Annotated in this window: 16 protein-coding genes and 1 pseudogene; 3 read left to right on the top strand and 14 right to left on the bottom strand. The window is 59.6% G+C overall.

The window, feature by feature from the left end:
* Window positions 1-155: pseudogene (locus MM194_RS15245) on the top strand (IS1595 family transposase); the annotation flags it as partial.
* 133 nt (window positions 156-288) lie between these two features.
* Here the strand turns inward: MM194_RS15245 and rmf are convergent.
* The 14 genes from rmf to MM194_RS15175 all read right to left on the bottom strand — a co-directional run bounded on the left by rmf (window position 289) and on the right by MM194_RS15175 (window position 20,730).
* Entirely contained in the window at window positions 289-465 is a 177-nt protein-coding gene (rmf, locus tag MM194_RS15240) for a ribosome modulation factor (protein ID WP_010674759.1), read from the bottom strand.
* Window positions 466-627: 162 nt separating this feature from the next.
* On the bottom strand, window positions 628-2,283 hold the full coding sequence (locus MM194_RS15235) for a DUF3466 family protein (protein ID WP_033132147.1): 1,656 nt from the start codon (window positions 2,281-2,283) through the stop codon (window positions 628-630).
* Window positions 2,284-2,291: 8 nt separating this feature from the next.
* Window positions 2,292-4,202 (bottom strand): ABC transporter ATP-binding protein, encoded by a 1,911-nt coding sequence (locus MM194_RS15230; RefSeq protein WP_241344028.1) that lies wholly within the window; start codon window positions 4,200-4,202, stop codon window positions 2,292-2,294.
* Between the two features lie 86 nt (window positions 4,203-4,288).
* Window positions 4,289-4,531 carry a glutaredoxin family protein gene (locus tag MM194_RS15225; RefSeq protein ID WP_241344027.1) on the bottom strand — a complete coding sequence of 81 codons (243 nt, stop codon included), beginning with the start codon at window positions 4,529-4,531 and terminating at the stop codon, window positions 4,289-4,291.
* On the bottom strand, window positions 4,531-6,711 hold the full coding sequence (rlmKL, locus tag MM194_RS15220; protein ID WP_241344026.1) for a bifunctional 23S rRNA (guanine(2069)-N(7))-methyltransferase RlmK/23S rRNA (guanine(2445)-N(2))-methyltransferase RlmL: 2,181 nt from the start codon (window positions 6,709-6,711) through the stop codon (window positions 4,531-4,533). Before rlmKL ends, MM194_RS15225 begins: the two co-directional genes overlap by 1 nt.
* A gap of 323 nt (window positions 6,712-7,034) precedes the next feature.
* Entirely contained in the window at window positions 7,035-7,571 is a 537-nt protein-coding gene (locus MM194_RS15215) for a cell division protein ZapC (protein ID WP_241344025.1), read from the bottom strand.
* A gap of 85 nt (window positions 7,572-7,656) precedes the next feature.
* Window positions 7,657-8,667 (bottom strand): quinone-dependent dihydroorotate dehydrogenase, encoded by a 1,011-nt coding sequence (gene pyrD / locus MM194_RS15210; protein WP_033131812.1) that lies wholly within the window; start codon window positions 8,665-8,667, stop codon window positions 7,657-7,659.
* A gap of 64 nt (window positions 8,668-8,731) precedes the next feature.
* On the bottom strand, window positions 8,732-13,573 hold the full coding sequence (locus MM194_RS15205) for an NAD-glutamate dehydrogenase (protein ID WP_241344024.1): 4,842 nt from the start codon (window positions 13,571-13,573) through the stop codon (window positions 8,732-8,734).
* Window positions 13,574-13,847: 274 nt separating this feature from the next.
* Window positions 13,848-14,069 (bottom strand): DUF2835 family protein, encoded by a 222-nt coding sequence (locus MM194_RS15200; RefSeq protein ID WP_033131814.1) that lies wholly within the window; start codon window positions 14,067-14,069, stop codon window positions 13,848-13,850.
* A gap of 89 nt (window positions 14,070-14,158) precedes the next feature.
* Window positions 14,159-16,789 (bottom strand): aminopeptidase N, encoded by a 2,631-nt coding sequence (gene pepN, locus MM194_RS15195; protein WP_241344023.1) that lies wholly within the window; start codon window positions 16,787-16,789, stop codon window positions 14,159-14,161.
* 148 nt (window positions 16,790-16,937) lie between these two features.
* Window positions 16,938-18,953: a carboxy terminal-processing peptidase gene (gene prc / locus MM194_RS15190; protein ID WP_241344022.1), complete on the bottom strand. Its 2,016-nt coding sequence runs from the start codon at window positions 18,951-18,953 to the stop codon at window positions 16,938-16,940.
* An 8-nt stretch (window positions 18,954-18,961) separates the two neighbouring features.
* Window positions 18,962-19,600 (bottom strand): RNA chaperone ProQ, encoded by a 639-nt coding sequence (gene proQ / locus MM194_RS15185; RefSeq protein WP_033131817.1) that lies wholly within the window; start codon window positions 19,598-19,600, stop codon window positions 18,962-18,964.
* A gap of 102 nt (window positions 19,601-19,702) precedes the next feature.
* The gene (locus MM194_RS15180) at window positions 19,703-20,161 is read right to left on the bottom strand and encodes a GAF domain-containing protein (RefSeq protein ID WP_241344021.1); all 459 of its coding nucleotides are present in this window, start codon (window positions 20,159-20,161) and stop codon (window positions 19,703-19,705) included.
* Between the two features lie 110 nt (window positions 20,162-20,271).
* Window positions 20,272-20,730 (bottom strand): hypothetical protein, encoded by a 459-nt coding sequence (locus tag MM194_RS15175; protein ID WP_241344020.1) that lies wholly within the window; start codon window positions 20,728-20,730, stop codon window positions 20,272-20,274.
* Window positions 20,731-21,011: 281 nt separating this feature from the next.
* Between MM194_RS15175 and ccoN the strand changes: the two genes are divergently transcribed.
* Complete coding sequence (gene ccoN, locus MM194_RS15170) at window positions 21,012-22,436, top strand: cytochrome-c oxidase, cbb3-type subunit I (RefSeq protein WP_033131820.1); 1,425 nt, start codon at window positions 21,012-21,014, stop codon at window positions 22,434-22,436.
* 16 nt (window positions 22,437-22,452) lie between these two features.
* Window positions 22,453-23,067 carry a cytochrome-c oxidase, cbb3-type subunit II gene (ccoO, locus tag MM194_RS15165; RefSeq protein WP_033131821.1) on the top strand — a complete coding sequence of 205 codons (615 nt, stop codon included), beginning with the start codon at window positions 22,453-22,455 and terminating at the stop codon, window positions 23,065-23,067.
* The last annotated feature ends 10 nt before the right edge of the window (window positions 23,068-23,077 follow it).

Genomic DNA, 23,077 nt, shown 5'->3' with positions numbered 1-23,077 from the left:
AGTGGATGGCGCGGTTCCATGGGGTGGCGACGAGCTATTTGAGGAATTATCTGGGCTGGCGAAGGATGTTGGAGCGTTATGGGCAGGCAGTGGATATCCCGCGTTGCTTGCATGAGGCGCTGGGGCGTCCCATGCAACACGTAATTGGGACATAGCCTTTTCTTTTGCCATGATACGAGGTGGTGCAGGGATGAAGAGTGGATCTCCGCCCGGCATTGCGTCTTTCAGGGACAACGTAAAGGGGCCGACACGGCCCCTTTCCTTTTGCAATAAGTGATGAAGTATCGGTTACTTCATGAAAAGGCCTGAGCCTCGCCCTTCCATGGCGTCGCGCCAACCACCAAGCCAGTGCCCTCTGGCATCCAGGCATTGGTACGGACACGCTTCTTTCTGTTTGCCGACTACGCCAGCCTGATAACCACGAGCGCGAGCTCTTTCCAGACGGTCCCGTTTCTGTCTCTTCATCATCTACGACCCTCTTCGTGGAACAAAAAAAGCGACCAAGTTTTCACCGGTCGCTTTCATCTTTACCCCAGAGGGGGAACAGGGTCAAACAAAAAATGCCATGCTATTCAGGCTCTGTGACACAAGATACTGAACTGCATTAATTTTTAATGACACCTCATTTTATCGCGGGTGACGACGCAGCCAGGCAAAAGGCAAGGCAAGCAGAGTCAACCAGAACAGGCTGCCGCCGCCACCGCCGCCTTCGCCATCCTGACCAGTCTGGTTATTGACCGGCGCGTTGCTGACGACATAGTTGGCTGGCGTGTTGCCTTGATAATCGGCCACGGCCGGTTTCAACTTGACGGCCACCACTGTGGCGTTGGCGCGATTGTTCAGATCGCTCTCACTGGCATAGCGATAGGCCGTCGCCGAGATGGTGCCGTCGGTACTGATGCCGCTGGCGTAGGCAATGTGGTAGTAATAGCCATTCTGGGCACACTGCTTGGCCCCGGCGTCATCCAGCCCACAGATCAGGTCATTGAGGTACCAGTTGTTATTCGGGGCCGCCGCGTTGAGCAGGAAAGCCTCTTGCATACGGTTGGTGCCATTGACCACTGGCTGAGTCTGGTGGCGGGAATCACGCCAGCCAACCACCATGTTGTGATCGTTGATGGCAGCAGCCTCTGAGCCTGAGCCACTGAGCGGGCTGTCTTGCATAGGGATGACTGCCGCAGTGGTCGGCGCGTCCAGATTGAATAAGAACATCTCAGTCGGCCGGTTCTGGCCCTTATTGAGGTTCCAGCGCTGATTACCGATCACATAACCATTCTTGTTGAGGCCCACTGCCCAGCTGTGCTGCAGCTTCTCATCGTCTTTTCCTGGCTCCCCTTCCGGCAACGGGATCCGCTGGGTGGCGCTCACTGTGCCGGCGTTCAGATCCAGGGTCCAGAAGCTGGCCAGGTTACGGCCATCCAGGTCGCCGGATCCCACCTCACCGGTGGAGCTGTAGCCCACCCCGTACAAGGCGCCCTTGTATTCGCCCGCGCCCAGTGCCGAGGCAGTCTGCAGTACCTCATCGCGCCGATGACTATAGTCAGGGGCCTGCATCAGCTTGTTAAAGCCACCGTTGCCGTTGAGCAGCCAGAAGCTGGCCTGGGTATCGACACCCGGGCAGTAACGAAGATCGCCATACTCATCGTCATTGCCGGCGAAGCACCAGTTATAGAAATCACCGCCGACGTTATGGCGATACTGGCCGCTGGCGGCGGTCCCCGTCACCAGATACTGGCCGTTATCCAACTTCTTGATGGCCGTCGGCACGCTCAGGCTGTGAGAGCTGGTGTTATCCTTGAGCTCGACCGGATTACCGTCATTGATGACGGCGAAGGCGGTGCGCAACTTGCCGGCCATCTTGTAACCCACGCGGTCGGCGGGGGTGTCCCCCAGGCTGGTCACCAGACCATCGGTCTCGGTGCTCACCACATAACCGACATTGCTGCGCTGATCGAGGCCATCGAGGAAGTCACGGCGCCACTGATAGGCGTAGGTCGGCGTCGGACCCTCGTCCCAGAAAGTGTTGCACACGTCGTCAGACAACATGCAGCCCTGTTCGAAACTGAAGCGATCGACCAGGAAGTCGGCAGATCTCACGGTCGAGAAATACTCGGCTAGGTTGTTTTTGGTATTGATCCCGATGAGGCCGCTACCATCGGCACTGATCCCGCTGGCATATCCCTTGTCAGACGCATCGACAATGGTGAAAAAGGAGCTCTGTGCCGCCTGTGCATTGAGGCTGGCGCCGACCAGTATGGCCAGCATGGATAATTGCTTTTTCATCTACTTCCTTAGTCCTGATGTTTCAACGCTTCCAACTCCTCCCAACGGGAGAAGGCGTGTTCCAGTGCAGCCTCTGCTGCATTCAATGCATCCAGCTTGAGCTGGGTCTGCTCGCTCGGCAGGGAGAAGAAACCGGGGTCGTTCACCTCTGCCTGCAGGGCATCAAGTTCGGTTTCCAACTGTTCCAGTCGGGCCGGCAGATTATCCAGCTCCAACTGTAACTTGTAAGAGAGTTTACGTGTTTTTTTCGCCGGCTCCACCGCCACTGCGACAGGCTCTGCCACTTTGGGGGCCGCTGCCTTGACCGCCTGCTGTGCCTCTTGCAGGGCACGGGTCTCCATCATGTCGGCATAGCCGCCCACATAATCGCTGATCCGGCCATCCCCTTCAAACAGCCAGCAACCGGTGACCGTGTTGTCGATGAAACGACGATCATGGCTGACCAGCAGCAGAGTACCGGGATAATCCGACAGCAGCTCCTCCAGCAATTCCAGCGTTTCGACATCCAGATCGTTGGTTGGTTCATCCAAAATCAACAAGTTACTGGGTTTGAGGAACAGCTTGGCCAACAGTAAACGGTTTTTCTCGCCCCCTGACAAGGCCTTGACCGGGGTCCGCGCCCGCTTGGGTTCGAACAGGAAGTCCTGCAGATAGCCCAGGATGTGACGAGAGCGGCCACGCACCATGACTTCCTGCTTGCCCTCCCCCACGTTTTCCATCACCGTCTGCTCGGGATCGAGCTGATCGCGGTACTGGTCAAAATAGGCCACCTCCAGCTTGGTACCGCCCTTGACCACACCACGGCTGGGCTCGAGTTGGCCCAGCAGCAGCTTGATCAGCGTGGACTTGCCGCAGCCGTTCGGGCCCACCAGCGCAATCTTGTCACCGCGCAGCACCTGCAGATCCAGCCCCTGGAACAGGGTGCGATCGCCGAAGTCCAGGCCGAGCCCCTCGGTCTCGAACACCAGCTTGCCGGAGCGGTTGACGTCGTCCATCTGCAGCTTGGCCTTGCCTTGCAGCTCGCGGCGCTGACTACGCTCCATGCGCATCGCCTCGAGGGCGCGCACCCGACCTTCGTTGCGGGTGCGACGGGCCTTGATGCCCTGGCGAACCCAGACCTCTTCCTGCGCCAGCTTGCGATCGAATTCGGCATTTTTCAGCTCTTCGACTCGCAGCCACTCTTCCTTGCCTTGCAGGTACTGATCGTAATTGCCGGGCCAGGAGGTGATCTCGCCGCGATCGAGATCGATGATCCGGGTCGCCAGCTTGTGGATGAACTCCCGATCGTGGGAGATGAACACGATGGCGCCCCGGAAATCTTTCAGGAACTCTTCCAGCCAGTGAATGGCCTCGATGTCCAGGTGGTTGGTCGGTTCATCGAGCAGCAGCAGATCCGGATCGCAGGCCAGGGCGCGGGCCAGCGCCACCTTGCGCAGCCAGCCGCCAGAGAGGCTGTCGAGGGTTGCGTCGGGATCGAGGTTGAGCAGGGTCAGCACCTGGCTGATCCGGGTCTCCAGCTGCCAGCCATTCTGGTAATCGAGCTGCTCTTGCAACTCGCTCATCTTGCGGATGTTGGCGTCGGAGGGATCGTGACCCAGCTCAATGGCGATATGGTGATACTGCTTGAGCAGCTCCCCTACCCCTGCCAACCCTTCGGCGGTGTAGTCAAACACCGTCAGATCGCTCGAGGCGGGCGGATCCTGCTCGAGGCGCGTCACCTTCAGATCCTGCTGCAACACCAGACGACCGTCATCGAGGGGCAGCTCGCCGGCGATGACCTTCATCAGGGTGGACTTGCCCGCCCCGTTGCGTCCCACCAGACAGAGACGCTCACCGCGCTCGATCGCCAGTTCCGCATTGTCGAGCAGCGGGAAATCACTGAACGACAGATGAGCGCCATGCAACGTTAATAAAGCCATGTCTTTTCCTTATCCTTCATGAAAAAGCGGGCCAAACTGCGCCGGCCCTCTTCTTCGTTATACTGTTTGGCCCGATGCTGGCTGGCCTATGTTTTCTGATCCGGATTGGCTGCTACCCAGGCATTGAGCTCCGCCAGGGTGAAGGGCCAGCCCAGCTCGCGGCCGGATTCATCCCGCAGCACCGGAATGCGTACCCGATAGGCCGCCAGCCATTCCTCATCGTCCAGGATGTCGCAGCGACGGCTGCGGGCGGCCAATCCCGCCTGCTCCACCAGCGTCCACGCCTGCTCGCACAGGTGGCAGCCGTCGGTATGAAACAGGGTCAGCATCAGACGGCATCTGCCGCGTTGTCGGCATGGGTGATGATCCAGCAGTTATGGATGTGCTGGTTGCGCTCGAAATCCTTGGGCCGGGTCTGCTGGGTGATGTTCTTGGCCTTGAGGCCCGTGGCCTCGAGACCGGCCAAGTCCATCTTGAAGTGACGCTTGTTGTTGGAGAACACCAGGGTGCCGTCCGCTGCCAGCAGGCGCTTGAGGTGTTGCATCAGCAGCAGGTGATCTCGCTGCACGTCGAAGCTCTCGTCCATCCGCTTGGAGTTGGAGAAGGTGGGCGGATCGATGAAGATGAGGTCGTACTGACCGTCCGCCTCGGAGAGCCACTTCAGGCAGTCGGCCTGCACGAACTTGTGCTGGCGACCCACCTGCAGGTTCAGCCGCATGTTGTCCTGCGCCCAATCCAGGTAGGTGTAAGACATGTCCACAGTAGTGGTCTCGCTGGCGCCACCCAGCGCCGCGTGCACGGTGGCACTGCCGGTGTAGGCGAACAGGTTCAGGAAACGCTTGCCCTTGGCCATCTGACCCAGCATGCGGCGGGTCTGACGGTGATCCAGGAACAGACCGGTATCCAGGTAGTCGTAGAGGTTGACCCAGAGGCGCACCCCGTACTCCTGCACTTCCATCCGGTGTTGCTCGGTGGAGAGCTTCTGATACTGCTGCTTGCCTTCCTGGCGCTCGCGCACCTTGAGGATCACCTTCTCGCCGTCCATGCCGGTCACCTTGATGGCGGCCTGCACCATGTCGAGCAGACGCTGACGGGTCTTCTGGGCGGGGATGTCCTTGGGCGCGGCGTACTCCTGCACCACCAGGTAATCCTGATAGCGGTCGATGGCGGCGTTGTATTCCGGCAGGTCCGCATCGTAGATGCGGTAGCAGTCGATGCCCTCTTTACTCGCCCACTTCTCGAGGGTCTTGAGGTTCTTGCGCAGACGGTTCGCGAAGTCCTGGGCCACCTCTTTCTGGGAGGCCACGGAGTCCAGCGCTATCTGGTAGTTGCGCAGCTGACACTCGAGCGCGCCGTTGAACAGGCGATACTGCTTGTCGGCCCGCAGACGCAGGCAGCTCAGCAATTCCGGCGAGGCAGACAGAATGGAGACGCGCCAGCCCTGGAAGCTGCGACGCAGGGCATCGCCCAGCGCCTGGTGCACTTCCAAGAGGGCCGGGAATTCGCCGAGGCGCTCGCCATAGGGCGGGTTGGAGATCAACATACCGACCTGACGGGCCTCATCCTCACCAGTCGGCATGGGCAGCGGGTTTTCCAGCGCGCTCACATCGGCCTGCTTGAAGGTGATGAGGTGAGCGACACCGGCGGCCTTGGCGTTGTCACGGGCCTTCATCAGCACCCGGGGATCGGCGTCACAACCAAACAGCTTGACCTCGCAGCGCTGCATGCCGCGCTTGGCACGCACCTGGGCTTCCATCATCAGGCTCTGCCACAGCTCGGCATCGTGTTGCAGCCAGCGATCGAAACCGAAGCGCTCGCGGCGCAGGGCCGGTGCCATGTCGGCGGCGATGAAGGCCGCTTCGATAAGCAAGGTGCCGGAGCCACACATGGGGTCCATCATCGGCTCACCGGCCCAACCGCTGCGGGCGATCATGGCGCAGGCCAGGTTCTCCTTGAGCGGCGCCTCACCGGTGCCCTGGCGATAGAAACGCTGGTGCAGGGCCGGACCGGACAAGTCCAGGGTGATGTTGGCCTTGCCCTTGCCAAGGTGCGCCATGATGCGGATATCCGGCGACTTCTTGTCGATGTCCGGGCGCACATGACCACGCTTGGTGAAGCGATCGACGATGGCATCCTTGATCTTCAGGGCGCCATACTGGGTATTGCGAATGGCCGGGTTGGTACCGGTGAAGTCCACCGCTATGGTGGAGGTCCCGGGGAAGTGCTCCTCCCAGGGGATGGTGTGGGCGCCGAGATAGAGATCCAGATCGTCGTTCATCTGGAATTCGGACAGCACCAGCACGATGCGGGAGGCGAAGCGGCTCCACAGGCAGGCCTTGTAGCCCATCGCCAGTTCGCCTTTGAAATGCACGCCGGCCACGGTCTCACGGACCTGCTCTGCGCCCAGGGTGGTCAGCTCGTCAGCCAACAGGTTTTCCAGCCCCTTGGGGCAGGTTGCAAAGAATTCTTTCATCACGCTCACGGGGATGCCATAAAAATAGTGCCGCATTATACCTTATCGGCCTGCACTCGGCATCCGAACCTTGGGCTCCGCGGGAATATAAAGGGCCAGCGGCCTGGAGAACGGCCGAGGGAAGAGCGGGATATCGCCGACATCCGGCCTACCATCGAGTGTTATGTGCCTATCGCGCCATCTGACAGCAACTTTGAACTGTTTTATCGATAGGAGGCAGTGCAGCATGCTACCACCTTGCCCACGATGAACTGGCAGCTCATAGGGTCGCCGCGCAGCAATAACCGGATATCGGAGAGGGAAGGAAGGGATAGAAAATAAACACCAATACAGGATCTGTCTGACGATCTCTTTATCCGTCAGCTAACTTGTCGATATTGCGCCGCGGGCGCAACCCTGAGCTGCATGCGATTATTCATCACCTTGATCACCCCGAAACGGGGCAGGATCTTGCTGGTGGTCAATATCAGATCCTCGGTCAGGTTCAGGCAGACACTCGCCTGTTCCCCCGCCTCGATCACCATAAATTCGCCCTTGCCATGTGCGGTTTGCATACAGACCAGGGTGCCTGTTTCCAGTGCACATTGCGCATGCTGTTCATTAAAGAACCAGCTTTGTGGCATCAGGGGTTTATAAAAGCGGCTGACGGCGATGGCATTCAGTACCAGTTGAACCTGATGGGGTGTACTCCAATTGAGTTCGGCAATCTTGTCCATCAACTGATAATAGAGGGCGGCATCGTCCACACAGAATGGCTGAGTGGTGAAGGAGCAAGGCACCAGCTGTCGCCCTTTATATTCGGTGGCAAATATCATGCGATCGGATAAATCCAGCATCAGACGATCATCCTGAGCATCATAATGCCACTGCCAATTGTCATTGGGTTGGATAAACATGAAGTTGCCCTTACTTAAGCCGTTACTCGACTTTATTCCATGTCGAGAATTTGAGCAACTTTAAATAAGGGCAACGGATTATTTTTTAAATATGGGTGACGATCTCTTTGACCAGACTCGGACCTTTATAAATAAAGCCGCTGTAAATTTGGACCAGTGTGGCACCCGCGGCCAATTTCTCCCGGGCGGCCATGGCACTGTCGATGCCCCCGACTCCGATAATCGGCAGGGCGCCATCGAGGGCCTTGGCCAGCAGGCGGATCACCTCGGTGCTCTTGTACTGCAGCGGGCGACCGCTCAGGCCACCCGCCTCACCGGCGTGGGGCAGGTCATAGATCATCTCGCGATCCAGGGTGGTATTAGTGGCGATGACCCCATCGATCCCGTTTTTGATCAAGGACGCGGCTACCTGATTAATTTCATCCAGGCTCAAGTCAGGGGCAATTTTAACGGCGAGCGGCACGTATTTTTTATATTTCGCCGCCAGCTCCTGTTGCCGTACTTTCAGTGCCGCCAGCAACTCATCCAGCGCCTCGCCGTATTGCAATTGACGCAGGCCCGGGGTGTTGGGAGAGGAAATATTGACCGCAATATAACCGGCATGATCATAAACCTTGTCCATGCAGATCAGGTAATCGTCCTTGCCCTGCTCGATGGGGGTGTCCTTGTTCTTGCCGATATTGATGCCGATGACGCCCTGATATTTGGCTTCCCTGACCCGGGCCACCAGATGATCGACACCCTTGTTGTTGAACCCCATGCGGTTGATGATCCCCTCCGCCGGAATAACCCGGAACAGGCGAGGCTTGTCATTTCCACTCTGGGGTTTGGGGGTCACGGTGCCGACTTCGATAAAGCCAAACCCCATGGCGCCAAATGCATCGATACACTCCCCGTCTTTATCCAGACCGGCGGCCAATCCCACCGGATTGGCAAAATTAAGCCCCATACAGGTGACGGGGCGTTTGGGCAGTGAATGGCGGAAGAAACAATCGAGTGGCGTACCGAGAAGGCGGGGCAAATATTTGATGGAGAGATCGTGTGCCTGTTCAGGATTGAGCTTGAACAGGAAATGCCTTGCGAGGGGGTACAGCATGTTTGCTCCTTAAAAAAGCCCCGGCAACTGGCCGGGGCTTTTGGTGTGATGATGCCAATAAACGTTATATCGAGGTTCGGCAATTCAACTGGAGCAGGTTCAACTCTCGCAAGGCCACCGAGAACTTGGCGAACTCGTGAGTACTGGTGGTCTTGAAGTCGGCCAACATGTGGGTCCAACGGGACAAGAGTTGCTCATGCTCCGAAATCCAGTCGGCCAGTATGGTAGCGCATTCGCCCTGCTCTTTGCACCCTTCCAGTACCACGGAAGTTAGGCTGCGTTGCTGCCAGTCCAGATCTTCGCGGAAGGAGGCCCGCGCCATCGCCTGCCAGTGGTTGCCCACGGGTTGATGGTTGATCTGCTCGAGGAACCAGTGCAGGTCGAGCTTGGCGCCGAGGCGGTAGTAGACGTTGGCGGCGCGCAGGATGTCGGTCTTGTGCTCCGCAGCGATCTGCGCCAGGTCCAGGCTGGAGAACAGGCTGCTCATGTGCGCCACCTGACGGGCGATGTGCTCGGGCACCTGCTTGGCCACCAGATCGGCGACCTTCTGCTGATGCTCGGCCACTTCGCTCTCGTCCATCACCTCGTAGAGGTGCGTCCCCAGGGTCTCGAAGGCCGGGCGGAAGAAGGCGATGTTTTCGCTGATGCTCCAGCTGCGGTTGCGGGCGCGTAGGAACCAGCGGGTGGCACGACGCACGATGCGGCGGCTGTAGAACATCAGCTCGAGCTGGGTCTCTGCCGCCACCAGGTTGTCACATCCTTCGATGTCGCGCCACAGCTGGTTCAGGCCGAATACCTCCCGGGCCATGGCGAAGCAGCAGGCCACTTCGGCCACGGAGGCACCGGTCTCGTCCTTCATCCGGCTGGCAAAATTCAGCCCCATGTCGTTGACCAGCATGTTGGCCACCCGGGTCGCGATGATCTCGGAGCGCAATGGATGCTGGGCAAGCTCGGCACCGAAGCGCTGCTGCAGCTGGGCCGGGAAGCTGGTCACCAGCATGTTGGCGAGGAAGGGCTCGTCGGTCACTTCCGGGCAGTTGAGCTGCTCCTTGAGCACCATCTTGCCGTAGGCCACCAGCACCGCCAACTCTGGGCGGGTCAGACCCTGCCCTGCGGCCATCCGCTCGGACAAGTCCTCATCGGAGGGCAGGAACTCCAGGGCGCGGTCCAGCTTGCCTTCGCGCTCCAACCCCTGGATGAAGCGTTGCTGCTCTTTGAGCTGCTCGGCGCCACGGAAGGCGGTGACCGAGATGGACTGGGACTGACGATAGGCGTTGGTGATGACGACTTGCGCCACCGCGTCCGTCATCTCGTACAGCATCTGGTTGCGCTGCTTGAGGGTCATATCCCCCGCGGCCACCAGCTGATTGAGCAGGATCTTGATGTTGACCTCGTTGTCGGAGCAATCCACCCCGCCCACGTTGTCGGTAAAGTCGGTGTTGATGCGACCGCCCTGGCTCGCGTATTCCACCCGACCGAGCTGGGTGAAGCCGAGGTTGCCACCCTCCCCCACGATCCTGGCGCGCAGATCGCGGCCGTTGACCCGCAACACGTCGTTGCTGCGATCGCCGACGTCAGCATCGCTCTCGCGGGCGCTCTTCACATAGGTGCCGATGCCGCCGTTCCAGAGCAGATCCACGTTCAGGCACAGCAGCGCCTTGATCAGCTCGTTCGGCGCCATGCTGGCCTTGTCGGTGCCGAGCAGGATCTGCATCTGCGGACTCAGCTTGATGGACTTGGCCGAGCGCAGGAAGATGCCGCCGCCCTCGGAGATCAGCTCGCGGTTGTAATCATCCCAGCTCGAGCCCGGCAGATCGAACAGACGCTGGCGCTCGACGACGCTCTTGGCCGCATCCGGCGTCGGGTCGATGAAGATGTGCATATGGTTGAAGGCGCCCACCAGCCGGGTGTGGTTGGAGAGCAGCATGCCGTTACCGAACACATCGCCGGCCATGTCGCCGATCCCCACGCAGGTGAAGTCCGTGGTCTGGCAGTTGATGCCGACTTCCCGGAAGTGGCGCTTGACCGACTCCCAGGCGCCGCGCGCCGTGATGGCCATCTTCTTGTGGTCGTAGCCGACCGAGCCGCCAGAGGCGAACGCATCGCCGAGCCAGTGGCCGTATTCGTGGCTCAACTCGTTGGCGATATCGGAGAAGGTCGCCGTGCCCTTGTCGGCCGCCACCACCAGGTAGTAGTCATCCTCGTCGTGGCGCACCACGTCCCTTGGCGGGATCACTTCACCGGCGATGATGTTGTCGGTCACGTCGAGCAGGCCACGGATGAAGAGGCGATAACAGGCCTTGCCCTCCTCCTGAATGACGGCGCGAGGGGCGCCCACCGGCATCTGCTTGCAATAGAAGCAACCCTTGGCCCCGACCGGCACTATGACGGTGTTCTTGACCTGCTGCGCCTTGACCAGACCCAGCACCTCGGTACGGAAGTCTTCCTTGCGATCGGACCAGCGCAGCCCGCCACGGGCCACCTTGCCCCAGCGCAGATGCACCCCTTCCACTCGCGGCGAGTAGACGAAGATCTCGAATTTCGGCAGCGGCAGCGGCATGTCGGTGATGCTGGAGGGGGCCAGCTTGAAGGAGATGTAGGGCTTGATCTGACCTTCGTTGTCCAGCTGATAGAAGTTGGTGCGCAGGGTGGCGTCGATCATCTCCATGTAGCGGCGGATGATGCGATCGTCGTCCAGGTTCGCCACCTGATCCAGCTTGGCGGCCAGCTGCTCGTGCAGCTTGGTCTGGGCCTTGGCGTCCTGCTTGATGGCCGGGTTCAGGCGCAGATCGAACAGGGTGAACAGCAGTTGGGCGATGTCGGGATAACGGGTCAGCGTCTCCTCGATGTAGGACTGGCTGAAGGAGACACCGGTCTGGCGCATGTATTTCGCGTAGGCGCGCAGCACAGAGACCTGGCGACCACAGAGACCGGCCCCCAGCACCAGACGGTTGAAGCCGTCATCTTCCAGGGTCTTGTTCCAGATGGCGGCGAAGGCCTGCTGGAAGCGCTGCTGGCTCTGGGCCAGGCTGAACGGCTGCTCGCCGCGCAGCAGCATGGAGAAGTCGAGGATCCAGAACACCTCGCCGGTGGGAGTCCGTACCTGGTACGGAGTCTCGCCGATGACCCTCAGTCCCATGTTTTCCAGCATGGGCAGGACATCGGAGAGATGGATGGGCTCGGTGCGGTGGAATAGCTTGAGACGCACCCGGCGATCGTTCTCTTCTTCCTGGGCACGGTAGAACAACATGCCGAGCGGCTCGGCTTCGCTGAGACCATCGAGGGCCATGATGTCGGCCACGGCAGAGCCCGGCAGCACGTCTTCTTTATAGGCGCGGGGGAAGGCGGTGCTGAAGCGACGGCGCAGGGCGTTGCCACGGGCTTCCCCATAGTGGGAGAGCAGCACTGAGTCGAGTCGGTCGTCCCAGCTGCGGGCGGCTTCAATGAGGTTGTTCTGTACTTCGTTCACATCGACATCCACGTTGTTATTGTTGACCCGCACTATGTAGTGGGTCCGTGCCAGCACGCCTTCGGAGAAGTAGACGTTGAATTCCACATCAAAGCTGCTGCCAAAATATTGCTGCAGGATCTGCTGGGTCTTGACCCGCAGCGCCGTGTTGTAGCGCTCCTTGGTGACATAGACCATGCAGGAGAAGAAGCGGCCATAGACATCCCGGCGCACGAACAGGCGCAGCATGTCGCGCTCCTGCATCTCCAGCACCCCGAGACCGGTAGCCAGCAGCTCCTCTTCCCGGGCCTGGATCAGCTCATCGCGCGGGTAGGTTTCCAGCACGTTCAGCAGCGCCTTGTAGGCGTGGGAGCCCTTCTCGTGACCGGAGGCGGCCATGATGCGCTCGAGGCGGTGGCTGATGAGCGGGATCTGGGTGGCGCTGGTGTTGTAGATGGAAGAGGCGTAGAGACCGATGAAGCGATCCTCCCCCACCACCTTGCCGTGCTCGTCGAAGCGCTTGATGCCGATGTAGTCCACATAGGCCGGGCGGTGCACGCGGGCCTTGCTGTTGGATTTGGTCAGGATCAGCAAGTCAGAGCTCAGGGCCGCGTGGCGGGCGCTGGCGGGCATGTTGCCCAGGCGCTGGCCCTCGTCCTTGATGGAGTTCTTCATCAGGCCGAGGCTCGACTCCGCCAGCGGCAGGATCTCGTGATCCCCTTCCACCGCCTTGACGTCATAACGGCGATAGCCCATTAGGGTGAAGTTGTTGGCCGCCACCCATTTGAGGAAGGCGACGCTGGAGTCCACCTCGGCCTGGCTGACCGGGTTCTTGCGCCTCGGCAGCTCGTCGATGATCTCGTTGAGACGGGCCAGCATCGGCTGCCAGTCCCCCACCGCCAGCGCCACTTCACCGGCCACCGAGTTCAATTCGGCGGTCAGCGCCTCCATCTCTTCTTCACTGGTGAGATGGTCGATCTCGATGAGGAAGGCGGTCTCCACCGAGGTCTGTCCATCGGTGTTGTCGAGATCCAGAATGGCGCTGATCTTGCCTTCAGCGCCACGAATGAGGTGCAGCGGTTGATGCAGCATCATGTGGGCGGTGATGCCCCGGCGTTTGAGGGCCATGCGAATGGAGTCCACCAGGAAGGGGGAGTCCTGCAGGATGATTTCGACAATGGTGTGGGGAGATTGCCATCCGTGGCGGGTCAGCTCGGGGTTGTAGACCCGGATATAGGGCTCCGTGCCGGTGCGCAGGTTGAGCGCATTCCACAGGCTCAGCGCCGCCCCGTAGAGATCGCTGTCATTGCGATCGTGCAGATCGGTGCTGGCCATGTTGCCGTAGAACTTGGCAACGAAGCACTCGACCAGAGAAGCACTCTTCTTGGGCAACTTTTGGTGGATCAGGCTGAGAACGTTTTCGAGCAGAACTGAGGTAGGGGCGTCTTTCAATGCCATTGCTAGTTTCCTTATCGGACGACATCACCGACACGGCGGCACCCACCCTGGATGCCCGCCGGTACAGAGTTGCTGCGAAGTGTAATGGCTTGGATCCAGGAAGGCGAGCAAAGGTGCTAACGAGATGTTAAAAACAAGGGGCAGATCACGGCTTGGGTTGTGGTAAATTTTGCCAAGTTGGCAAAATTCAGAAAATCCAACTGGCTTCAAGCGGATTGACCGGATAGATAATGACTTTAAGCGGGTATTTACGCGGAAAAATGTGCCGTTTTTGTTAATTTATGCGTTTAAGGCTAATGAATCGATGATCGTCCTGAGTTTGAAGTGAAAAGTAGCCGTATACACCACTCAAAGCGACGAAAGGTCGAATTTTATCCAACCCCAGCTCCAGGGTCAGCCCCTGCTCGGTGCGCACCACCAGCCGCCTGGCTTGGCCCCGATACATCAGCATGATCTCCTCGTGGCTCAGGGCCAGTCGAAAGGTATATTGCCTCATGGTGGATGTCTCCTCGTGCCATGGGGTTGTCACAATGAAACGGGCAGGAGAGCCTGGCTCCCCTGCCCGCGTTTAAGGCTCGTGGCCTATTACTGCGCCAGCGCCTTGCTTACCTTCTCGAACAGGTCGCGCGCCAGTCCATCCAGCTTGGCCAGTCGGGTCAGCTCGGCGCGGATCAGCCCCTTGCGCTGCTCGTCCAGCCGTTTGAACTGAATGAGCGGCGTGATGAGGCGCGATGCCACCTGGGGATTGACCTCGTTGAGCGCGATCAACAGATCGGTCAGGAAGCGGTAGCCGCTGCCGTCCCGGGCGTGGAACTGCACCTGGTTGTTCATGGCGAAGCTGCCCACCAGGGCCCGCAGCCGGTTCGGGTTGCGAATGCTGAAGGTGGGGTGCGCCATGGCCTGCTTCACCTCGACCAGCACATCGCTCGCCGGTTTGCTGCCCACCAGTCGCAGCCAGTTGTCCAGCACCAGGCCGTCATGGGCCCATTTGCCCTCGAAGTCGGCCAGGAGCTCGGCGCGGCACGGCAGCAGATAGCCGTTGGCCACCTGTAGCGCCGCCAGGGTGTCGGTCATGTTGTCCGCTGCGGCGTATTGCTCGCGCACCAGGGCATCGGCCTGGGCCTGGGCCGGGCTCAGGGCCGCCAGATAACCGAGCACCACCCCCTTGAGGGCACGCTTGGCCACATCCTCGTGGATCACCCGATAACCGGTCAGGCGCAGGCTCTGGTAGGTCGCCGCCAGCCGTGCGCCGAATGCCTCGGCCAGCGCGCCCTGGATGGCGTTACGAACCTGATGGATGGCGTCGATGTCGGCGCAGTCGAACAGCTCGGTCAGGGTCGCCTCCCCCGGCAACGCCAGGATCTCCGCCTTGAGGGCCGGGTCCAGCGCGGCGTCGTCGAAGATGGCGACGAAGGCGGCCAGCAGGGACTCGGAGACCCGAACGGCCTGCCCTTGCCCAACCTTCGCCACCCCGGCGATCACCGCCTTGTTGACCAGCATCTGGGCCGCGTCCCAACGGGCGAACTCATTGCGGGCATGGCGCATCAGGAAGGCCAACGCCTCGTCGCTGTAGTCATAGTGCAGCTTGACCGGGGCACTGAAGTCCCGCAGCAGGGAGGGCACTGGCTTCACGGCAACATGGTCGAACACGAAGGTCTGTTCTTCTTCCAGCACGTTCAGCACCTGGCCTATCTTCTCGCCCTGATACTGTAGCGGGATGGCGGCGCCGCGCTCGTCATACAGCTCGATGTCCAGCGGTATGTGCAGCGGCAGCTTCTGCGGCTGATCCTGGGTCGGCGGGGTGTGCTGGCGCACGTGCAGACGGTAAGTGCCGGTGGCGGCGTCATACTCATCCGTCACTGTGAGCTCGGGGGTGCCGGACTGGCTGTACCAGCGACGGAAGCGACCGAGATCGACGCCGGAGGCATCCTCCATCGCCTGCACGAAGTCGTCGCAGGTGGCGGCGGAGCCGTCGTGGCGCTCGAAGTAGAGCTTCATGCCAGCCTGGAAGTTGGCTTCACCCAGCAGGGTATGCAGCATGCGAATGACTTCCGAGCCCTTCTCGTAGACGGTCAGGGTGTAGAAGTTGTTCATCTCGATCACCACATCCGGGCGGATGGGGTGCGCCATGGGGCCGGCATCTTCGGCAAACTGCGGGCCGCGCACGGTGCGCACGTTGTTGATGCGGTTGACCCCGCGCGAGCCCAGATCGGAGGAGAACTCCTGATCCCGGAACACGGTCAGCCCCTCTTTCAGACTGAGCTGGAACCAGTCGCGGCAGGTGACGCGGTTGCCGGTCCAGTTGTGGAAGTATTCGTGGGCGATGACCCGCTCGATGCCGTGGTAGTCGCCGTCGGTGGCGGTGGCGGGGTTGGCCAGCACGAACTTGGAGTTGAAGATGTTCAGCCCCTTGTTCTCCATGGCACCCATGTTGAAGAAGTCCACCGCGACGATCATATAGATGTCGAGATCGTACTCGAGGCCGAAGCGCTGCTCATCCCAGCGCATGGCGTTGATCAGGCTCTCCATGGCGAAGCCGGCGCGATCCAGGTTGCCTCTATCCACGAAGATCTCGAGGGCCACCTCGCGGCCGCTCTTGGTGTGGTAGCTGCTGCGCTCCACATCAAAGTCACCGGCCACCAGAGCAAAAAGATAGCTCGGCTTGGGGAAGGGATCCTGCCACTGCACGAAGTGGCGGCCGCCGTCCAGATCGCCGCTCGCCACCTTGTTGCCATTGGAGAGCAGGAAGGGATACTTGGCCTTGTCGGCGCAGATGCGGGTGCTGTAACGGGCCAGGATGTCGGGCCTGTCCAGGTAATAGGTGATGCGACGGAATCCTTCGGCCTCGCACTGGGTGCAGTAGGCGTCGCCGGACTTGTAGAGCCCCTCGAGCGCCGTGTTGGCGGCGGGATCCAGCAGGGTGACGACGGTCAGCACGCACTCGGCCGGCAGGTTGAACAGGGTCAGGCTGCTCTCCCCCTGCTCGTACTGGGTGAAGGGCACCCCATCCACGCTGATGCTGTGCAGGGAGAGTCCCTCGCCATCGAGCACCAGCGGCTCCTTGTGCTCGCCGTTGCGACGCAGGCGGGAGATGGCGGTGACCTGGGTCAGCGGCTCCTGCAGCTGGAAGTCGAGATCGATGCTGTCGATCCAGTAGAGCGGCGCCCGGTAATCCTGGCGATATTTGGCCGTCATGGCCTGGGAGTGATCGGTCATTATTATCTGCTTCCACGCGTTGTTATAGACGTGTCAGAGGCTGTCACAACGCTCCGGCAGGGTCAAATAGTTTGCATTCAGTGCCCGGCGCAGACAAAAAGAAAGGGCGACCCAAGTCGCCCTTTTCAACACAGATATCTGTGATATGTCAGCTTTTCTTGCTCAGACTGGCGAGATCCGCCGTGATGTTGGCAGCTTCGATCTGATACTCGTCCGGTGCCTCAAAATCGGTCGGTAAGGCATCCAGGCTCTTCACCGTCGGTTTGCCAAGACGAGTCAGTCGCTCGTTGGCTCGCGCCAGCGCCTTCTCGTCCTGCTTGGCCTGTTCGGCCAGCCGCTCGGCTTCGTTCAGGGAGACGGACTTCTTGTCCTTGTCCGCCTGATACTCCTTGATGTCCTGCATCACGTAGGCAAATTCCGGATCCTTGTTGATCCGCGCCTCGTGATCGGCTTTCAGCTTGGGCAACAGGCTGCTGAAGTCCCCGAGTTTGCCGTAGCTGGCCGAGGCGATTTGATCCCAGGGCAGCGCGTTGAACTCCTGACTCTCCCCTGTCTCTTCCGACGAGGCGGCCGTGGGGAAACCGATGTCCGGTGCCACGCCCTTGTTCTGGGTGCTGCCACCGTTGATCCGGTAGAACTTGGCGATGGTGTACTGCACGCTACCCAGCGGCTGCTCGTAGAAGTCGTACACCTTGGCGAGGCTGCGATGCTGCTGCACCGTGCCCTTGCCGAACGAGTTCTCGCCAAGGATCAGGGCGCGGCCGTAGTCTTGCATGGCGGCGGCGAAGATCTCTGAGGCCGAGGCACTGTATCTGTCGATCATCACCGACATGGGGCCGCCGTAGTAGACGTTGCCGTCATCGTCGCCATTGACCGTGATCCGGCCCATGTGATCACGAATTTGAACCACGGGACCGCTGGCGAAGAACAAACCGCTCAGGGCCGAGGCTTCGGTCAGGGCGCCGCCGCCGTTGCCGCGCAGATCGACGATGAGGCCATCGATCTTCTGCTTGTTGAGGCTGGAGAGCTCCTTGATGGCATCGTCGTGCAGATTGACGTAGAAGCTCGGGATCTCGAGTACCCCTATCTTCTTGCCTTCCGCATTGATCACCTTGGACTTGGCGGCCCTGTCTTCCAGACGTACCTTGTCACGGGTCAGCTCGATCAGCTCGGTCTTGGCGCTGGCACCCTTGCCGCGCTGGATCTCCAGCTTCACCTTGCTGCCTTTGGGACCCTTGATGAGTTCGACCACGTCATCCAGACGCCAGCCGATCACATCGACAATCTTGCCGTCGTCCTGCCCGACCCCGGTGATCTTGTCATCGGGTTTGAGGTGATTGGACTTGGCGGCCGGGCCACCGGGCACCAGGGATCGAATGACGGTGAAGTCATCCTCCGCCTGCAACACGGCACCAATCCCTTCCAGCGAGAGGTTCATCTCGGTGTTGAAGCGATCGGCACTGCGCGGCGACAGATAGCTGGTGTGCGGTTCGATGGCACGGGCGAAGGAGTTCATGAAGAGCTGGAACACGTCCTCGCTTTCGGTCTGGGACATCCGCTTGATGGCGTTGTTGTAACGCTTGCCAAGCAGCTCCTTGATCTCGGGCCACTCCTTGCCGCTGAGCTTGAGGCTCAGGGCGTCGAATTTGACCCGCTGGCGCCACAGCTCGTTGAGCTCGCCCTCGTCCTTGGGCCAGGCAGCCCCTTCCCGATCGAAGATGTAGTTATCTTTCTGGGTGAAATCGAAGGGAGTGTCGAGCAGTTTAAGGGCGTATTCGAACCGCTCGTAACGCCGCTGCTGACTCAGGTTGAACATCTCGTAGGCCGGCGCCAGCCGCCCTCTTTCGAGGTCGGTGTCAAAACCGGTACGGTATTTTTCAAAACGGCTGATGTCAGAGGCCAAAAACAGGTTACGGCTGAAGTCCAGGTTTTCCAGATACTTGTCGAAGATCACGGAAGAAAAGGCATCATCCAGCTTGAACTGTTTGTAATGAGAGCGGGTAAACAGATTGGCAATTCGCTTGCTGGCCGTAGCATGTTGGCTCTCTTGAGCCAACACAGGCAAATCACTTTCCTTGAGCACCGGCTCGATGGCCTGTGCAAGCCCGGCAAGCGCCAGGCTACAGGCAACGAGGGAAAAACGAATTACGCCATGCTTCAACATTTGTCTCCTTAGAGAACCAGATGCTCGAACTTGACCCGCAACATCATGCCGGTCTGCAATTGAACCTGTACGTCATCCTTGGTCACTTCCTTGATGGTCGCAGGCACAGGAGACTTGCCGAGCACCACGCGCACACCCTGATCCACTTTCAGCGTAGCGGCATCGACTTTCACCAGCGGGGCTTCGGCAACGGGGGCAGCCTTGGGAGCGGCTTTCGGTTTGTCGGAGCGGGCGGCATCAGCCTTGCGCGGCGCGGGACGGCGCGGCTGCTTTGGCTTGTCTTCCTTTTCCTTGGTATTGGTGCGGCGGCTGGCAAAGACACGTTCTTTGCTCTCTTTGAGCGCCTGCTTGGCATGTTCGATGTGCTCTTCGGTCAGCACTTCACCCGGATTGCCGTCCAGGTCGACACGGGCCTGGCCAGCCTTGAGGCCATGCAGGTAACGCCAGCTGGAGGTGTATTGACGCAGAGCAGAGCGCAGCATGGTCTTGGAGACTCTCTCGTCGTCAGCAAGACGCGCGGCCAGATCCTGGAAGATGCCAATCTTGAGTGGCTTGGCCTCTCCTTCAGCGATGAAGCAGGCCGGGAATTTCTCGACCAGGTAGGCAACGATCTCTTTACTGTTCTTCAGCTTTTCAGTGTTTTCCATGTATAACCTTGGCTTTCATATAGACGTACGGGGCAACCCCGAACACAACAAAGGCCCTATTATAGAGAGCTTGGGGCCTTTTGCGAACCATCTAGCAATGACTTAGAGCATGCTTTCCAAAATTTGCACCGTTTCTTCCAGACCAACGCGGTCTTCGGCGTCGAAACGGTTAAAAATCGGACTATCAATATCCAGCACCCCAATGATCTCGCCACCCCGGCGCAGCGGGATCACGATTTCCGAGTTGCTGGCACCGTCACAGGCGATGTGGCCCACGAACTGATGCACATCGTCCACCAGTTGGGTCTTGCCCTCGGCCACCGCGGTGCCGCAGACGCCCCGGCCCACCGGAATGCGCACGCAGGCCGGCTTGCCCTGGAAGGGGCCCAGCACCAGGGTGTCCCCTTGCAGCAGGTAAAAGCCGACCCAGTTGATGTCGGTCAGCTCCTGATTGAGCAAGGCAGAGAGGTTCGCCAGGGTGGCGATAAGATCCGGCTCCCCTTCCAGCAGCGCCTGGGCCTGCTGGTTGAGGGTGTGATAAAATGCTTGTTTTTCAATCATGATTAAATGAACTTCACTCCTTGATAATCACTGCAAGGTACCGTCCTGCCTGAAAAATTCAAATCAAATTTCACTTACTCCCCCCGCTTGGCTCCAAATAATACGCAGATTTAACGGGAGACGGAGAGCGCCAACTGCTGGCGCTGGCCATTGCTCCACTCGATGTTGAGCAGCCAGGTCATGGTCGCCGAGGTGCAGGAACCGACCTGAGCCTTTCCCTGCCAACCGCCGTCGCTGGCCTCAAATTGCACCGGGATCCGGCCCATGAACATCTCCTTGCCCTCCAGCCAGGCGTTGATCGGGGTGATGGCCGCCCCCCCCCCCTGAAGACGCAAAACAAAGTCATGTTCAGCCTTGACCGGCAGTGTCTCGACACCGGCCATCAGCGGCTTGTCGCCGACCAGCAGGGGGCACGGGCTGTGGGACAGATCACAAATCTGATCATTTGTTCCCGCGGCGACCGTCGTTTGCGGGCCCGAAAACCAGGTCCGATAGGCCACCAGGGAGAGCAAAATTGCCAAAACTATCGCCAAGTGTCCGATTTTGCGTGAAGTGAGTCTCTCTTTCATGAAAAAACAGCCCTGTAAGATACTTAAAAAATGCCATTTTCGTGATCTCGCGCAAGGTAAAAACTGACAAGCGCGGGACCCGCCGGAGCCAAATATATCACTGTTTGTACTGTTATTTTACCGGTCAGTTCAGTATCATTCCCAATGAATTTTCATTTAACCACCTTTTGCTTTTCCTTTTATTAACAGATGTTAACGAGAGAATTTCGCAAATATGGGGTGAAAATGGTCCAGGTCACCGGACAAAAAACAAACAACAGCATCGGAAGCGGAAAACAACGATGAGCCATACAACAAACCACCCTGAGTACAACTACACCGTTGTGCGCCAGTTCACCGTTATGACGATCGTCTGGGGAATTGTCGGCATGTCGGTAGGCGTACTGATCGCAGCCCAGTTGATCTGGCCTGCCCTCAACTTCGACACCCCCTGGCTGACTTACAGCCGCCTGCGTCCCCTGCACACCAACGCGGTCATTTTCGCATTTGGTTGCAGCGCCCTGATGGCTACTTCCTTCTACGTGGTGCAACGCACCTGCCAGACCCGACTGTTCGGCGGCAAACTCGCCTCCTTCGTGTTCTGGGGCTGGCAAGCCATCATCCTGTCTGCCGCCATCTCGCTGCCGATGGGATTCACCTCCGCCAAGGAGTACGCCGAGCTGGAGTGGCCCATCGACATCGCCATCACAGTGGTTTGGGTCGCTTACGCCGTGGTCTTCTTCGGTACCCTGGTCAAGCGCACCACCTCCCACATCTATGTGGCGAACTGGTTCTTTGGCGCCTTCATCATCACGGTCGCCGTGCTGCACATCGTCAATAACATGGAGGTGCCGCTCTCCGGCATGAAGTCCTACTCCATGTATTCCGGTGCCATGGATGCCATGGTGCAGTGGTGGTATGGTCACAACGCGGTAGGCTTCCTGTTGACCGCCGGCTTCCTTGGCATGATGTACTACTTCGTGCCCAAGCAAGCGGGACGTCCGGTTTACTCCTACCGCCTCTCCATCGTCCACTTCTGGGCGCTGATCTCCCTCTACATCTGGGCCGGTCCGCACCACCTGCACTACACCGCGCTGCCAGACTGGGCCCAGTCCCTGGGGATGGTGATGTCCCTCATCCTGTTCGTTCCCTCCTGGGGCGGCATGATCAACGGCATCATGACCCTGTCCGGCGCCTGGCACAAACTGCGCTATGACCCCATCCTGCGCTTCCTGATCGTGTCCCTGTCGTTCTACGGCATGTCCACCTTCGAAGGCCCCATGATGGCGATCAAGACGGTCAACGCCCTCTCCCACTACACCGACTGGACCGTAGGTCACGTTCACTCCGGTGCCCTGGGCTGGGTTGCCATGGTATCCATTGGCGCCGTGTACCACCTGATCCCGAACCTGTTCGAGCAGGGCCGCATGTACAGCATCCGTCTCATCAACATTCACTTCTGGCTGGCGACCGTGGGCACAGTGCTCTACATCGTCTCCATGTGGATTTCCGGTGTGATGCAGGGTCTGATGTGGCGCGCGGTCAACGACGACGGCACCCTGACCTACAGCTTCGTGGAAGCGCTGCAGGCCTCTTATCCCTTCTACTTCGTGCGCTTCCTGGGTGGCTGTTTCTTCGTCACCGGTATGTTGCTGATGGCCTACAACGCCTATCGCACCATCACTGCGCCCAAGGGTTCCCTGGAACCCGTCGCCCAGCCCGCATGATTGAAGAGGTCCAAGCATGAGCAACAATAACCGTCACGAGATCTTCGAAAAAAGCGTCCCCATGCTGGTGGTCGGCATCATCTTTGCCATCAGCCTGGGGGGCCTGGTCGAGATCACCCCGCTGTTCTTCCAGAAGCAGACCACTGAGCCGGTGGAGGGCCTCACCCCCTACACCGCGCTGCAGATGGAAGGCCGCGATATCTTCATCCGCGAAGGCTGCACCAACTGCCACAGCCAGATGATCCGTCCGTTCCGCGCCGAGACCGAGCGCTACGGCCACTACTCGGTCGCCGGCGAAAGCGTGTGGGAGCACCCCTTCCTGTGGGGCTCCAAGCGTACCGGTCCGGACTTGGCCCGGGTCGGCGGTCGTTACTCCGACGACTGGCACCGCGCTCACCTGATCAACCCGCGCGACGTGGTCCCCGAGTCCAACATGCCGGGCTACCCCTGGCTTGATCGCAACGTCCTGACCGGCGAGCTGACCGGCAAGAAGCTGGCGCTGTTCCGCGATAACTTCGGCGTGCCTTATACCGATGCCGACGTCGCAGGTGCGAGCGAAGCCGTCAAGGGCAAGACCGAGCTGGATGCCCTGGTGGCCTATCTGCAATCACTGGGTCATGCCCTGAAATAAGGAGTCGGGA

The sequence above is a fragment of the Aeromonas sp. MR16 genome, from assembly GCF_022549315.1.
Classification (GTDB): Bacteria; Pseudomonadota; Gammaproteobacteria; order Enterobacterales; family Aeromonadaceae; genus Aeromonas; species Aeromonas aquatica.
Note: the sequence above shows the minus strand (reverse complement) of the source record. Positions and strands in the feature narration are given on the sequence as shown.

Excerpts from the sequence above, each read along its gene's own strand:
- MM194_RS15235 (WP_033132147.1), bottom strand. The coding sequence starts at position 2,283 with ATGAAAAAGCAATTATCCATGCTGGCCATACTGGTCGGCGCCAGCCTC.
- MM194_RS15230 (WP_241344028.1), bottom strand. The coding sequence starts at position 4,202 with ATGGCTTTATTAACGTTGCATGGCGCTCATCTGTCGTTCAGTGATTTC.
- MM194_RS15205 (WP_241344024.1), bottom strand. The coding sequence starts at position 13,573 with ATGGCATTGAAAGACGCCCCTACCTCAGTTCTGCTCGAAAACGTTCTC.
- proQ (WP_033131817.1), bottom strand. The coding sequence starts at position 19,600 with ATGGAAAACACTGAAAAGCTGAAGAACAGTAAAGAGATCGTTGCCTAC.
- pepN (WP_241344023.1), bottom strand. The coding sequence starts at position 16,789 with ATGACCGATCACTCCCAGGCCATGACGGCCAAATATCGCCAGGATTAC.
- MM194_RS15175 (WP_241344020.1), bottom strand. The coding sequence starts at position 20,730 with ATGAAAGAGAGACTCACTTCACGCAAAATCGGACACTTGGCGATAGTT.
- prc (WP_241344022.1), bottom strand. The coding sequence starts at position 18,953 with ATGTTGAAGCATGGCGTAATTCGTTTTTCCCTCGTTGCCTGTAGCCTG.
- rlmKL (WP_241344026.1), bottom strand. The coding sequence starts at position 6,711 with ATGCGGCACTATTTTTATGGCATCCCCGTGAGCGTGATGAAAGAATTC.
- ccoO (WP_033131821.1), top strand. The coding sequence starts at position 22,453 with ATGAGCAACAATAACCGTCACGAGATCTTCGAAAAAAGCGTCCCCATG.
- rmf (WP_010674759.1), bottom strand. The coding sequence starts at position 465 with ATGAAGAGACAGAAACGGGACCGTCTGGAAAGAGCTCGCGCTCGTGGT.
- MM194_RS15180 (WP_241344021.1), bottom strand. The coding sequence starts at position 20,161 with ATGATTGAAAAACAAGCATTTTATCACACCCTCAACCAGCAGGCCCAG.
- MM194_RS15225 (WP_241344027.1), bottom strand. The coding sequence starts at position 4,531 with ATGCTGACCCTGTTTCATACCGACGGCTGCCACCTGTGCGAGCAGGCG.
- MM194_RS15215 (WP_241344025.1), bottom strand. The coding sequence starts at position 7,571 with ATGTTTATCCAACCCAATGACAATTGGCAGTGGCATTATGATGCTCAG.
- MM194_RS15200 (WP_033131814.1), bottom strand. The coding sequence starts at position 14,069 with ATGAGGCAATATACCTTTCGACTGGCCCTGAGCCACGAGGAGATCATG.
- pyrD (WP_033131812.1), bottom strand. The coding sequence starts at position 8,667 with ATGCTGTACCCCCTCGCAAGGCATTTCCTGTTCAAGCTCAATCCTGAA.
- ccoN (WP_033131820.1), top strand. The coding sequence starts at position 21,012 with ATGAGCCATACAACAAACCACCCTGAGTACAACTACACCGTTGTGCGC.